This is a genomic window from Pseudomonas sp. AN-B15, assembly GCF_019056475.1.
In the GTDB taxonomy this organism is placed as follows: Bacteria; Pseudomonadota; Gammaproteobacteria; order Pseudomonadales; family Pseudomonadaceae; genus Aquipseudomonas; species Aquipseudomonas parakoreensis.
The window spans coordinates 144,118-158,577 of sequence record NZ_CP049737.1 but is presented as its reverse complement, the minus strand read 5'-3'; the positions used below and the strand labels follow the sequence as shown (position 1 = coordinate 158,577).

Genomic DNA, 14,460 nt, shown 5'->3' with positions numbered 1-14,460 from the left:
AGCAACACCATGAGCAATCTGCAACCCGACACCTTGATCAAAAACCCGCACGGCTGCCACGTTGTGTCGTCGGTGGAAGTGCCGGCGGACGCGGCGCAGGTTTGGGCGGTGGTCGGCAATTTCGCCGCTTTCGACCGGTTTATTCCGGCGTTGTCGCACATCGAAATGACCGGTGAAGGCGTGTCCTCGCTGCGCAAGAAGGTCTTCAAGGACGGCAACGTGGTGGTCGAGCAACTCAACTCCCGCGATGAGCAGGCGCGCGCCATGACCTGGACCACGATCTACAACACGCTGGGTGTGGCCAATCTGTGGGCGGCGATGAATGTGGAATCTTTGGGGGCGGGCAAGTCGCGGGCGACCTGGACAATCATTGCCGAACCGGCCAGCGGAGGTGCCGAGGCGCTGCCGGGGTTCAAGGATTTCGTGCAGGGGTTTGCCGATGATGCGATGGGGAATGTGCTGAAGCTGTTTGTCTAAGGCTTCGGATTGGCAGTGATTGCACCGCCACTATCGCTGGCAAGCCAGCTCCCACAGGCTCCAGGTCGGTCACAGATGTTGTGTTCGCCAGAAATCCTGTGGGAGCGGGCTTGCCCGCGATGAACGATAACGCGGTCTGCTAGACGTCAGATCTTGAAGCTGTCGACCAACTGCTTCAACCGATTCGCCTGCTGCGACAACGCATCACAATCCTTCAACGTTTCATTGAGGTTGGCGACGCTCTGCTGGTTCAGCAGGTTGATCTGGTTGACGTCGACGTTGAGGGTTTCCACCACCGCCGTCTGCTCCTCGGTCGCGGCAGCCACCGACTGGTTCATGCCGTCGATTTCACCGATGCGCTGGGTCACGCTGACCAGGCGCAGGCCCGCCTGATTGGCCACTTCAACGCTCTCTTCGCTGGACGCCTGACTGGCGTTCATGGTGGTCACCGCTTCACGGGAACCGACCTGCAACGAAGTGATCATCTTGTGGATCTCCTCCGCCGACTCCTGGGTGCGATGCGCGAGGTTACGCACTTCGTCCGCCACCACGGCAAAACCGCGTCCGGCTTCACCGGCACGGGCCGCTTCGATGGCCGCGTTGAGCGCCAGCAGGTTGGTCTGCTGCGAGATGCCTTTGATCACATCGAGGATGTGGCCGATGTTGTCGGTGCTGGCATTGAGGGTTTCGATCTGAGTGCACGACAGGCTGATCTTCTGCGACAGCTCGGTCATCGCCTGAATGGTCTGCTCGACCACCTGACGACCGTCATCAGCCTGTTCGCTCGCGCCGCTGGCGTGTTGCGAAGCGTCGGCGGCGTTGCGGGCGATTTCCTGAGTCGCGGCGCCCAACTGGTTGATCGCGGCGGCCACGCTATTGGTACGGGCGCTTTGTTCGTCGGAACCAATGATCGAGGCGTTGGACGATGCCATCACCCGTTGCGACAGGTCGTGTACATGACGGGTGGCCGACGACACTTCGGAGATCGACGCGTGAATGCGCTCGACGAACTGGTTGAACGAACTGCCCAGTTCAGCGAACTCATCCTTGCCTTGCACGACCAGACGACGAGTCAGGTCGCCTTCGCCCTGGGCGATGTCCTGCATCGCACGACCCATGGTGGTCAGCGGACGCATCAGAACGTTGATCAGCAGGCTCAGCAGCAGCGCAATCGCAGCGACCGCGACGAACATCGCGATCAACGCCGAAGTGCGGAACTGGCTGAGCGCGGCGTAGGCCTTGTCACGATCGATCGACAGGCCGATGTACCAGTCGGCATTCGGCAAGCCGCTGACCGGGGTGAACGACAGGATGCGCTCCTGGCCGTTGAGTACCACGTTCTGGTTGCCCTTCTCGATGCGCACGCCGGCGTTCGGGTAGATGTCCTTGAGGTTCTTCATTACCTGGTCTTTGTCCGGGCTGACGATCACCTGGCCGTCACCGCTGACGAGGAATGCGTGACCGAGGCCACCGAAGTCCACCGAATTGATGATCTTCACCAGGGTTTCCAGGCTCAGGTCACCGCCGACCACACCCAGCAGTTCGCCATTGTTTTTCACCGGCATGGCGATGGTCACCACCAGACCACCGACCGCCGCCATGTACGGCGGCGTCAGCATGGTTTTGTCGGCAGCGACGGCTTGCTTGTACCAAGGGCGCTGACGCGGGTCGTAACCGTCGGGCATCTTCGCGTCAGGGCGCTGGGTGAACACCCCGTTGGCTTGACCGACGTAGGTGAACTGGAAGTTCGAGGTGAAGGCCGGTTGATCGACCAGCCCCGGGAAGTCGGCGTTCTTGCCCTGATGGGCAACGTTTTGCGCAAGGTTTTCCAGCACCAGAATTCGCCCGCTCATCCAGTTCTGCACGCTGCTGGCGGTCAGATCGCCGGCCTGCTGCACGGACGACTGGAGATTCTGGCCGATGGTGTTGCGCTGCAGATAGTCGTTGTAGAGGGTGAACAAAGCGAAAGCCAGGACCACGACGCCCGAGGCGGCCAACAGGATTTTATGGCTGAACTTGAGATTCATTTCATGGGACTTCTTATGCAAAAGTGGGGATGCGTTCCGGGATGCAACATTCCATGTACAGCGCAGGCGGCGTTCTGACGGCCGCTCTACTTTGGTGCACGCATGTCTCACCAGTCTTTCGGCACGCGTCGGAGAAAACTTAGCGCTTTGCAGGAAATGGACGGCATTTCTGCCAGATTCCCGCCGAACGGCGTGCCAGAGCGTTCGTCTGTCATTTTTTGATGACTGTTTTGCAGCGCCGGTTGCAAATTCTGTAGCCCTTGATGACAATGCGACTAATTATCATTTGTGACGTTTGGGCTGTTGCGTTCATGTCCTCACCTGAGTTTGCAGTGCAGGCGCTTTACAGGAGTCATCACGGCTGGCTCAACGCCTGGCTGCGAGCGCGACTGGGCAATGCCGCGGATGCGGCGGATCTGGCCCAGGACACCTTCGTCCGTCTGCTGCAGCGCAGCGAACGCCTGGAACTCAAGGCGCCTCGGGCTTTTTTGCGCACCATCGCCCGTGGTCTGGTGATCGACCTCTGGCGTCGTGAAGAAATCGAACGCGCCTATCTCGAAACCATCGCCCACTTGCCCGAAGCCGAAGCCCCAAGCGCCGAAACCCGCGCGCTGGTAATCGAATTGCTTGAGGACATCGCGCGCATGCTCGAAGGCTTGCGGCCGAAAGTGCGTCAGGCGTTTCTGCTGGCGCAGTGCGAAGGCTTGACCCACAAGCAGATCGCCGCGCGAATGGGCTTGTCTCTGCGCTCAGTCGAACGTTACATCGCCGCTGCGCTGTATCACTGCTACGTGTTGCGGTACGCAAGTTGATGCCAGTGGATAACAACTCGGTCGGGCGTCGCGCCGAGCCGCCGCAACAGGTGGTCAAGCAAGCCATCCACTGGTTGCTGCGCCTGCGCAACAACCATGGCAATGCGCGCCTGAGTCATCAGTGCGATGCGTGGCGCGCCGAACATCATGAACATGAACTGGCCTGGCAGCGCGTGCAGTCGCTGCAGGCCGAACTGAGCCATAACCTGCGCGCAGCGCCCGGCGCCCAGGTCGCGTTCAATACGCTGGAAAACAGTGCGCAAGGACTGGGCCGGCGACAAGCCTTGAAGCTGCTGTCCGGCGCGGTGCTGATGGGCTCCGCGGCATGGCTGGCCAAGGACACCTCCGTGTGGCAGCAGTGGCGCGCTGATTACGCTACGGCGACCGGCGAGCGTCGCGGGTTCCAGCTGCCCGACGGCACGCGGATCGAGCTGAACACTGCCAGTGCGGTGGATCTGGACTACACCGCGCAGCAGCGGTTGATCAAACTCAATCGCGGCGAAATCATCGTCACATGCGGTGGTAACGATGAAGGCGCGGCGTTCAATCGGGCGCTACGCGTACAAAGTCGTCACGGCGTTTATGAGCCGACCCACGCCCGCTTCATCCTGCGTCAGGACAGTGATTGCACGCGGCTGAGCGTCACCCACGGCCGTGTGACCATTCATAGCGCTGGCACCTTGGTTGAGTCACTCGCCGGGCAGACCTACCTGATCGATCACCACCAGGTACGCCCGGCGCCGCCACCAGATATGGACGCGGGCGCGTGGGTCGACGGTCTGATCGTCACTCGCAATATGCGCCTGGGCGATTTTCTCAACGAGGTCGGACGTTATCGTCCAGGTTTCGTGACGTGCGCGCCGGCGGTGGCAGATTTGCGCCTGTCCGGCGTGTTCCGCCTGGAGGACACCGACAAGCTGTTGGCCATCCTGCCGCAGACGTTGCCGGTGCAGTTGCGCTATCGCACCCGGTGGTGGGTAATGATTGAGGCAGTGGCCTGAAATTATTTTGGCGGTTTTTTGCGGCAAATCCGGCTTGGTCAGTAAGCACCTCCATTCCGCTTTAGCGACTTGCCACGGAAACCGACAATGACTGTCCGCATCACCTGTAAGAAACCTCTGCCTTTCACTGCCGAATCAGGCCTGTTACGCCACGCCGTTCGCGCCGCCCTGCTCTCCACTGCTCTGGGCACCGGAGTGTTGCCTGCCCTGAGCCTCGCCGCTAATGCCAGTGAAGCGAGCAGCCATCGCTACAACATTGGCGCCGGCCCCTTGGACGAAGCACTGAACCGGTTTGCGCGCGAGGCGGGTATTACCTTGTCGATGACACCCCAGCAAACGCAGGGGCGGCAGTCGCCAGGCGTGCAGGGCGAATATTCAACCGATCAAGCGTTGAGCCATTTGCTGAGTGGCTCGGGTCTGGAAGCGGTCAGCCAGGATGGCAGCAGCTACATTCTGCACTCGGTCAGCGACAGCGATGCACTGGCGCTGCCGGCCACTGATATCAAAGGCTTCGCTCTCGGAAATGCACTGGGCAGCATGGAGGGCTACAACGCCACCCACAGCCAGATCGCCACCAAGACCAGTACCGCGCTGCTGGAAACGTCACAAAGCGTATCGGTGGTGACTCGCGAGCAAATGGACGATCAAGGCTCGCAGACCGTCTCCCAGACGATGCGTTATACCCCCGGCGTGCTGACCAATCCTTACGGCGCGACGCATCGATACGACTATGTGGCGATGCGCGGTTTCAACGACGGTTCGGTGGACAACATCTATCTCGACGGCCTCAAGTCGATGGGTGACAGCGGCACCTACAGCACCATGCAGGTCGATCCGTATTTCCTTGAACGCGTGGATATTCTCAAAGGCCCATCGTCCGTGTTGTACGGTCGCAGTTCGCCCGGTGGCCTGGTGGCGCTGACCAGCAAAAAACCGTTGTACGAGGCCTATCATCAAGTTCAGGCCACGGTCGGCACCCAAGGCCAGCGCGGTGTCGGTTTTGACTTCAGCGGTCCGGTCGATGACGACAAGCGCATCGCCTATCGTCTGACCGGTTTGACGGATCAATCCGACACGCAATTCGACCACAACAAGGAAAAACGCTTCGCTCTCGCCCCAACCCTGAGCATCGATTTCACTGAAGACACTTCGCTGACACTGCAGGCGTATCTACAACACGATCCGGATGGCGGCTACCACGGCGGCGTGCCGGCAGACGGGACGATTCATCAGCGCAACGGCAACCGCATCTCGCCGCACTTCTTCGAGGGCGAGCCGGGAGTTGATGGGTACTCGCGGAATCAGCAGTCGTTTGGCTATCAGTTCGAACATCGCTTCAACGATGTCTTCACGGCGCGGCAGAATTTCCGTTACCTCGACTCCAAAGTGAACATGGATCAGGTCTACGCCTATGGCTGGACGACGCCAACCAGCAACGAACTGAACCGCTATTACACCGGCGGCGATGAGCGTCTGCATGCGTTCATCGTCGACAACATGCTGCAGGCCGAATTCTTCACCGGTGCCACCAAGCACACCGTGTTGATGGGCGCAGATTATCAACGGCGCAAAACCGTGGTCGACTGGACCAGCGGCGGCCTGGCGCCGATCAATGCCTTCGACCCGGTCTACGGCAATTCGGCGATCGACATGTACGGCGAGACCCGTTATCTGCGCCGCCTGGAACAAACCGGCGTATACCTGCAAGACCTGATCGAGATGGACCAGTGGCGCTTCTCACTCGGCCTGCGTCAGGACTGGGTCGAGACGTCGGATGAGAACCGTATCGCCGAAGCGGGACGGCCAGTGGGCACCGAAATCAACGACCGCCGCACCAAACTGACCGGCCGCGCTGGCGCCTTGTATCTGTTTGAAAACGGCTTGGCGCCGTACATCAGCTATTCCGAGTCGTTTAACCCGAACTCGTATGCTGACAGCGCCGGCAATCCACTGCCGCCAACCGACGGAACGCAATGGGAAGTCGGCCTGAAGTACCAGCCGCCGGGCACCGACAATCTGTTCACCGCCTCGCTGTTCCATATCGATCAGGAGAACCTGGCGACCAAGCTGCCCCAGGAAAATTTCTACCGTGCTGTCGGCGCCGTGCGTTCGCAAGGTCTGGAACTGGAAGCGCACATGCAGGTGACCGACAACCTGAAAGTGCTCGGTAGCTATACCTTCACCGATATCGAGTATTCGAAGTCGATGGTCAGTACCCTGAGTACGCCGACCGACGTAATCGAAAACAAAGGCAACTCGCCGACTCAGGCACCGCGGCACATGGCATCGTTGTGGGCCGACTACAAGTTCGATAGCGCGGCACTCGATGGCCTGCGTTTAGGCGGTGGTGTGCGTTATGTCGGTTATAGCTGGGCGGATGCGGAAAACACACTGAAGGTGCCGTCTTACACGTTGTTCGACGCATCGATCGGTTATGACCTGGGCAAGGTCGGCTTGAAGGGCGTCGACGTTCGATTGAATGCGAATAACCTGACCAACGAGTCTTACGTGGCCTCCTGCGCCAGTCTGAGCTTTTGCTACATGGGCGAAGAGCGCAACGTCGCGGCCACGGTCAGCTACCAGTTCTGAACCTTAGCCTTATGCATAAAAAAGCCAGCCCCTGATCATTCAGGGGCTGGCTTTTTCGATTTTAAGGGCGCAGTTCAAACGGCCTCAGCTGAGGCGCTGTGATTACCCCCGTGACAAACCGTTCCGGAAGAAGTAATCGGTTGCGTGGAAGATCAATACGGCTCGCAAAGCGGCCTGATTTTTTATTTCCCTGAAACGACAAAACCCCTGTCTGCGTTAGCAGACAGGGGTTCTGGAATTTAATCTTGACGATGACCTACTCTCACATGGGGAAACCCCACACTACCATCGGCGATGCATCGTTTCACTTCTGAGTTCGGGATGGGATCAGGTGGTTCCAACGCTCTATGGTCGTCAAGAAATTCTGTATCTGACCCGTCAACACGGTAACGTGCCAGCAAAATCGGTGACTTCTACTAAAACAAAACCCCAACTGCTTTCGCAATTGGGGTTTCGGAATTTAATCTTGACGATGACCTACTCTCACATGGGGAAACCCCACACTACCATCGGCGATGCATCGTTTCACTTCTGAGTTCGGGATGGGATCAGGTGGTTCCAACGCTCTATGGTCGTCAAGAAATTCGGGTACTGACTCGTGACCAACTGGCCTCGCTTCAGCAAATCGGGTATGTGATACAGGTGTTTGTGAACAGCGCGAACTTTCGGTTCATTGCGTCTTCACACACCGCAATCTGGTCTCTTTCGAGCATTCAGATTGCTTGGGTGTTATATGGTCAAGCCTCACGGGCAATTAGTATTGGTTAGCTCAACGCCTCACAGCGCTTACACACCCAACCTATCAACGTCGTAGTCTTCGACGGCCCTTCAGGGAACTCAAGGTTCCAGTGAGATCTCATCTTGAGGCAAGTTTCCCGCTTAGATGCTTTCAGCGGTTATCTTTCCCGAACATAGCTACCCGGCAATGCCACTGGCGTGACAACCGGAACACCAGAGGTTCGTCCACTCCGGTCCTCTCGTACTAGGAGCAGCCCCTCTCAAATCTCAAACGTCCACGGCAGATAGGGACCGAACTGTCTCACGACGTTCTAAACCCAGCTCGCGTACCACTTTAAATGGCGAACAGCCATACCCTTGGGACCGGCTTCAGCCCCAGGATGTGATGAGCCGACATCGAGGTGCCAAACACCGCCGTCGATATGAACTCTTGGGCGGTATCAGCCTGTTATCCCCGGAGTACCTTTTATCCGTTGAGCGATGGCCCTTCCATACAGAACCACCGGATCACTAAGACCTACTTTCGTACCTGCTCGACGTGTCTGTCTCGCAGTCAAGCGCGCTTTTGCCTTTATACTCTACGACCGATTTCCGACCGGTCTGAGCGCACCTTCGTACTCCTCCGTTACTCTTTAGGAGGAGACCGCCCCAGTCAAACTACCCACCATACACTGTCCTCGATCCGGATAACGGACCTGAGTTAGAACCTCAAAGTTGCCAGGGTGGTATTTCAAGGATGGCTCCACGCGAACTGGCGTCCACGCTTCAAAGCCTCCCACCTATCCTACACAAGCAAATTCAAAGTCCAGTGCAAAGCTATAGTAAAGGTTCACGGGGTCTTTCCGTCTAGCCGCGGATACACTGCATCTTCACAGCGATTTCAATTTCACTGAGTCTCGGGTGGAGACAGCGCCGCCATCGTTACGCCATTCGTGCAGGTCGGAACTTACCCGACAAGGAATTTCGCTACCTTAGGACCGTTATAGTTACGGCCGCCGTTTACCGGGGCTTCGATCAAGAGCTTCGCGTTAGCTAACCCCATCAATTAACCTTCCGGCACCGGGCAGGCGTCACACCCTATACGTCCACTTTCGTGTTTGCAGAGTGCTGTGTTTTTAATAAACAGTCGCAGCGGCCTGGTATCTTCGACCGGCATGAGCTTACGGAGCAAGTCCTTCACCCTCACCGGCGCACCTTCTCCCGAAGTTACGGTGCCATTTTGCCTAGTTCCTTCACCCGAGTTCTCTCAAGCGCCTTGGTATTCTCTACCCAACCACCTGTGTCGGTTTGGGGTACGGTTCCTGGTTATCTGAAGCTTAGAAGCTTTTCTTGGAAGCATGGCATCAACCACTTCGTCACCTGAAAGGTAACTCGTCATCAGCTCTCGGCCTTAAGATCCCGGATTTACCTAAGATCTCAGCCTACCACCTTAAACTTGGACAACCAACGCCAAGCTGGCCTAGCCTTCTCCGTCCCTCCATCGCAATAACCAGAAGTACAGGAATATTAACCTGTTTTCCATCGACTACGCTTTTCAGCCTCGCCTTAGGGACCGACTAACCCTGCGTCGATTAACGTTGCGCAGGAAACCTTGGTCTTTCGGCGTGGGTGTTTTTCACACCCATTGTCGTTACTCATGTCAGCATTCGCACTTCTGATACCTCCAGCAAGCTTCTCAACTCACCTTCACAGGCTTACAGAACGCTCCTCTACCGCATCACTTGCGTGATACCCGTAGCTTCGGTGTATGGTTTGAGCCCCGTTACATCTTCCGCGCAGGCCGACTCGACTAGTGAGCTATTACGCTTTCTTTAAAGGGTGGCTGCTTCTAAGCCAACCTCCTAGCTGTCTAAGCCTTCCCACATCGTTTCCCACTTAACCATAACTTTGGGACCTTAGCTGACGGTCTGGGTTGTTTCCCTTTTCACGACGGACGTTAGCACCCGCCGTGTGTCTCCCATGCTCGGCACTTGTAGGTATTCGGAGTTTGCATCGGTTTGGTAAGTCGGGATGACCCCCTAGCCGAAACAGTGCTCTACCCCCTACAGTGATACATGAGGCGCTACCTAAATAGCTTTCGAGGAGAACCAGCTATCTCCGAGCTTGATTAGCCTTTCACTCCGATCCACAGGTCATCCGCTAACTTTTCAACGGTAGTCGGTTCGGTCCTCCAGTCAGTGTTACCTAACCTTCAACCTGCCCATGGATAGATCGCCCGGTTTCGGGTCTATTCCCAGCGACTAGACGCCCTATTAAGACTCGCTTTCGCTACGCCTCCCCTATTCGGTTAAGCTCGCCACTGAAAATAAGTCGCTGACCCATTATACAAAAGGTACGCAGTCACAGAACAAAGTCTGCTCCCACTGCTTGTACGCATACGGTTTCAGGATCTATTTCACTCCCCTCTCCGGGGTTCTTTTCGCCTTTCCCTCACGGTACTAGTTCACTATCGGTCAGTCAGTAGTATTTAGCCTTGGAGGATGGTCCCCCCATATTCAGACAAAGTTTCTCGTGCTCCGTCCTACTCGATTTCATGACTAAGAGACTTTCGCGTACAGGGCTATCACCCACTATGGCCGCACTTTCCAGAGCGTTCCGCTAATCTCAAAGCCACTTAAGGGCTAGTCCCCGTTCGCTCGCCACTACTAAGGGAATCTCGGTTGATTTCTTTTCCTCAGGGTACTTAGATGTTTCAGTTCCCCTGGTTCGCCTCTTGCACCTATGTATTCAGTACAAGATAACCATCTTATGATGGCTGGGTTCCCCCATTCAGACATCTCCGGATCAAAGTCTGTTTGCCGACTCCCCGAAGCTTTTCGCAGGCTACCACGTCTTTCATCGCCTCTGACTGCCAAGGCATCCACCGTATGCGCTTCTTCACTTGACCATATAACCCCAAGCAATCTGGTTATACTGTGAAGACGACATTCGCCGAAAATTCGCAAAACTCTTAAGAGTCACTCACAAATTTTACCTTAGCCTGATCCGTTACCAGTGAAAGTAACGTTCAGTCTATCTTTCTATCACATACCCAAATTTTTAAAGAACGATCTAATCAAAGACTAGAAATCAATATTCACGCCGGAATATTCATTTCTAAGCTCTAACAAGTAGAAGCAGTTAATGGTGGAGCCAAGCGGGATCGAACCGCTGACCTCCTGCGTGCAAGGCAGGCGCTCTCCCAGCTGAGCTATGGCCCCATACAAAATTGGTGGGTCTGGGCAGATTCGAACTGCCGACCTCACCCTTATCAGGGGTGCGCTCTAACCAACTGAGCTACAGACCCAATTTCGAGCGCGTAACTGATTAGCTCAGAGCTATCAGCTTGGAGCTTAAAGCTGCTTCTATCGTCTTCTTCAATGAATCAAGCAATTCGTGTGGGAACTTATGGAGCAGCTGATGTCGTCGATTAAGGAGGTGATCCAGCCGCAGGTTCCCCTACGGCTACCTTGTTACGACTTCACCCCAGTCATGAATCACACCGTGGTAACCGTCCTCCCGAAGGTTAGACTAGCTACTTCTGGTGCAACCCACTCCCATGGTGTGACGGGCGGTGTGTACAAGGCCCGGGAACGTATTCACCGCGACATTCTGATTCGCGATTACTAGCGATTCCGACTTCACGCAGTCGAGTTGCAGACTGCGATCCGGACTACGATCGGTTTTGTGGGATTAGCTCCACCTCGCGGCTTGGCAACCCTCTGTACCGACCATTGTAGCACGTGTGTAGCCCAGGCCGTAAGGGCCATGATGACTTGACGTCATCCCCACCTTCCTCCGGTTTGTCACCGGCAGTCTCCTTAGAGTGCCCACCATAACGTGCTGGTAACTAAGGACAAGGGTTGCGCTCGTTACGGGACTTAACCCAACATCTCACGACACGAGCTGACGACAGCCATGCAGCACCTGTCTCAATGTTCCCGAAGGCACCAATCCATCTCTGGAAAGTTCATTGGATGTCAAGGCCTGGTAAGGTTCTTCGCGTTGCTTCGAATTAAACCACATGCTCCACCGCTTGTGCGGGCCCCCGTCAATTCATTTGAGTTTTAACCTTGCGGCCGTACTCCCCAGGCGGTCAACTTAATGCGTTAGCTGCGCCACTAAGAGCTCAAGGCTCCCAACGGCTAGTTGACATCGTTTACGGCGTGGACTACCAGGGTATCTAATCCTGTTTGCTCCCCACGCTTTCGCACCTCAGTGTCAGTATCAGTCCAGGTGGTCGCCTTCGCCACTGGTGTTCCTTCCTATATCTACGCATTTCACCGCTACACAGGAAATTCCACCACCCTCTACCATACTCTAGCTTGCCAGTTTTGGATGCAGTTCCCAGGTTGAGCCCGGGGATTTCACATCCAACTTAACAAACCACCTACGCGCGCTTTACGCCCAGTAATTCCGATTAACGCTTGCACCCTCTGTATTACCGCGGCTGCTGGCACAGAGTTAGCCGGTGCTTATTCTGTCGGTAACGTCAAAATTGCAGAGTATTAATCTACAACCCTTCCTCCCAACTTAAAGTGCTTTACAATCCGAAGACCTTCTTCACACACGCGGCATGGCTGGATCAGGCTTTCGCCCATTGTCCAATATTCCCCACTGCTGCCTCCCGTAGGAGTCTGGACCGTGTCTCAGTTCCAGTGTGACTGATCATCCTCTCAGACCAGTTACGGATCGTCGCCTTGGTGAGCCATTACCTCACCAACTAGCTAATCCGACCTAGGCTCATCTGATAGCGCAAGGCCCGAAGGTCCCCTGCTTTCTCCCGTAGGACGTATGCGGTATTAGCGTTCCTTTCGAAACGTTGTCCCCCACTACCAGGCAGATTCCTAGGCATTACTCACCCGTCCGCCGCTGAATCCAGGAGCAAGCTCCTCTCATCCGCTCGACTTGCATGTGTTAGGCCTGCCGCCAGCGTTCAATCTGAGCCATGATCAAACTCTTCAGTTCAAACATCTTTGGGTTTTTAAGAAACCCTAAACTTGGCTCAGCAATCGTTGGTTACATCTTTGATTTCTCGCGGAGTAACTTGTGATGCTGATAATCTTGTTGACTATCAGTCTGACTCCACAAGCACCCACACGAATTGCTTGATTCAGTTGTTAAAGAGCGGTTGGCTAAGATCTTTCGTCTCAACCGAGGCGCGCATTCTACAGCAGCCTCATTTGCTGTCAAGTGATTATTTTCAGAAGCTTTCGAAGAATTCTTCAACAACTTCAACCACTTGCGCTTCCGATCTCTCGTTAGCGGGAGGCGAATTCTACAGCGTTACACGCTGCTGTCAACACCTCTTTTTCACCGCTTTCGACCGAGAAGACCGAACCGTCAAAAGAGCCAAACATCACCGCTCCTTCAACTCCTTCCAGGCTTCGATGAACTGAAGCGATCTGCCGTCGAAAACTGCGTAACTCGTTGAATCTCAAGGAGTTTTCCGTTTCGACTGCGCCGGAAGTGGGGCGAATTATAGACCTCCAGAATCTGCCGTCAACCGTTAATTTCAGTTTTCTTTCAACAACTTACAGACCGGTTAAAAAACACACAGCTGCGCCTATATAAGTTGGAAAAACCACTCCCTCTATATAGAGGAGTATTTCAAAGGACCCCATCAGCCTTGAGCAACTCCACGGCGCCAGCGCCCATACCCAACACCCGCTGCAGAACCTCCAGCGTATGCTCGCCCAATAAAGGAGGCGCGCGACGGTATTCGACAGGCGTTTGCGACAGCCGGATCGGACTTGCCACCTGCGGGACCATTCCTGCCAGTGCGTGCGGCAGCTCTATCGCCAACCCACGCGCCTTCACCTGCGGATCGTCAAACACCTGGGACAGATCATTGATCGGCCCACACGGCACGCCCGCCTGCTCCAACTGCGCCACCCATTCGGCGGTGGTCTTGAATACCGTTGCCTGACGAATCAGCGGAATCAACACCGCGCGGTTAGCCACCCGCAGCTTGTTAGTCGCGAAACGCGGATCGTCCGCCCACTGCGGCTGTCCAGCCACCTCGGCAAACTTGCGGAACTGGCCGTCATTGCCAACGGTAAGAATGAAATCACCATCAGCCGTCGGGAAGTCCTGATAAGGCACGATGTTCGGATGCGCATTGCCCAGACGCTTGGGCGCATTGCCCGTAGTCAGGTAATTCATCGCCTGATTGGCCAGGCAGGCGACCTGCACATCCAGCAAAGCCATATCGATGTGTTGCCCGCCGCCATCGTGATCACGATGAGCCAGCGCTGCCAGAATCGCCACCGTCGAATACAGACCTGTAAGGATGTCCGTCAGCGCTACCCCCACCTTTACCGGCCCGGCGCCTTCATCACCTTCAGGGCGACCGGTCAGGCTCATCAGCCCGCCCAGCCCCTGGATCATGAAGTCGTAACCGGCGCGCTTGGCATACGGCCCGGTTTGACCGAAGCCGGTGATCGAGCAATAGATCAGGTCCGGATTGATCGCCTTCAGCGACTCGTAGTCCAGACCGTAGGCGGCCAGCCCACCGACCTTGAAGTTCTCGATCAGGATGTCCGACTTCGCCGCCAGCTCACGCACGAGCTGTTGACCTTCAGGCCGAGTGAAGTCGATCGTCACCGATTGCTTGTTGCGGTTGGCCGACAAGTAGTAAGCCGCCTCGCTGGTGTTCTCCCCATAAGCGTCCTTGAGGAAGGGCGGCCCCCAGGCGCGCGTGTCATCGCCATTGCCCGGACGCTCGACCTTGATCACCTCGGCGCCAAGGTCGGCAAGTATCTGCCCGGCCCACGGCCCGGCCAGCACGCGCGATAAATCCAGTACCCGCAGATGCGACAGCGCGCCCATGGTCGC

Annotated in this window: 6 protein-coding genes, 2 tRNA genes and 4 rRNA genes; 4 read left to right on the top strand and 8 right to left on the bottom strand. The window is 56.2% G+C overall.

Annotated features, from left to right (window positions below):
- Positions 1-9: 9 nt before the first annotated feature.
- Complete coding sequence (locus tag GTQ41_RS00775; protein ID WP_047290707.1) at positions 10-477, top strand: SRPBCC family protein; 468 nt, start codon at positions 10-12, stop codon at positions 475-477.
- 146 nt (positions 478-623) lie between these two features.
- On the opposite strand, the gene GTQ41_RS00770 is transcribed toward GTQ41_RS00775, so the two are convergent.
- The gene (locus tag GTQ41_RS00770) at positions 624-2,504 is read right to left on the bottom strand and encodes a methyl-accepting chemotaxis protein (protein WP_047290706.1); all 1,881 of its coding nucleotides are present in this window, start codon (positions 2,502-2,504) and stop codon (positions 624-626) included.
- A gap of 311 nt (positions 2,505-2,815) precedes the next feature.
- Here GTQ41_RS00770 and GTQ41_RS00765 point away from each other — a divergent pair, with 311 nt between their 5' ends.
- The 3 genes from GTQ41_RS00765 (at position 2,816) to GTQ41_RS00755 (ending at position 6,906) form a co-directional block, all read left to right on the top strand.
- Positions 2,816-3,316 (top strand): sigma-70 family RNA polymerase sigma factor, encoded by a 501-nt coding sequence (locus tag GTQ41_RS00765; protein WP_047290705.1) that lies wholly within the window; start codon positions 2,816-2,818, stop codon positions 3,314-3,316.
- Positions 3,316-4,317 carry a FecR domain-containing protein gene (locus GTQ41_RS00760; RefSeq protein ID WP_047290704.1) on the top strand — a complete coding sequence of 334 codons (1,002 nt, stop codon included), beginning with the start codon at positions 3,316-3,318 and terminating at the stop codon, positions 4,315-4,317. Before GTQ41_RS00765 ends, GTQ41_RS00760 begins: the two co-directional genes overlap by 1 nt.
- An 87-nt stretch (positions 4,318-4,404) precedes the next feature.
- Positions 4,405-6,906 (top strand): TonB-dependent siderophore receptor, encoded by a 2,502-nt coding sequence (locus GTQ41_RS00755; protein WP_047290703.1) that lies wholly within the window; start codon positions 4,405-4,407, stop codon positions 6,904-6,906.
- A gap of 243 nt (positions 6,907-7,149) precedes the next feature.
- On the opposite strand, the gene rrf (GTQ41_RS00750) is transcribed toward GTQ41_RS00755, so the two are convergent.
- The 7 genes from rrf (GTQ41_RS00750) to GTQ41_RS00720 all read right to left on the bottom strand — a co-directional run bounded on the left by rrf (GTQ41_RS00750) (position 7,150) and on the right by GTQ41_RS00720 (position 14,454).
- A 5S ribosomal RNA gene (gene rrf / locus GTQ41_RS00750) occupies positions 7,150-7,265 on the bottom strand.
- Positions 7,266-7,370: 105 nt separating this feature from the next.
- Positions 7,371-7,486 (bottom strand): 5S ribosomal RNA (rrf, locus tag GTQ41_RS00745).
- A 153-nt stretch (positions 7,487-7,639) separates the two neighbouring features.
- A 23S ribosomal RNA gene (locus GTQ41_RS00740) occupies positions 7,640-10,531 on the bottom strand.
- Positions 10,532-10,768: 237 nt separating this feature from the next.
- Positions 10,769-10,844, bottom strand: a tRNA-Ala gene (locus tag GTQ41_RS00735).
- A 9-nt stretch (positions 10,845-10,853) separates the two neighbouring features.
- Positions 10,854-10,930: transfer RNA gene (locus GTQ41_RS00730), tRNA-Ile, on the bottom strand.
- Positions 10,931-11,054: 124 nt separating this feature from the next.
- Positions 11,055-12,591 (bottom strand): 16S ribosomal RNA (locus GTQ41_RS00725).
- The 16S, 23S and 5S rRNA genes sit together here with 2 tRNA genes alongside, the layout of an rRNA operon.
- 642 nt (positions 12,592-13,233) lie before the next feature.
- A complete protein-coding gene (locus GTQ41_RS00720) occupies positions 13,234-14,454 on the bottom strand; it encodes a CaiB/BaiF CoA-transferase family protein (RefSeq protein ID WP_047297499.1) in 1,221 nt (406 codons plus the stop codon).
- Positions 14,455-14,460 lie beyond the last annotated feature (6 nt).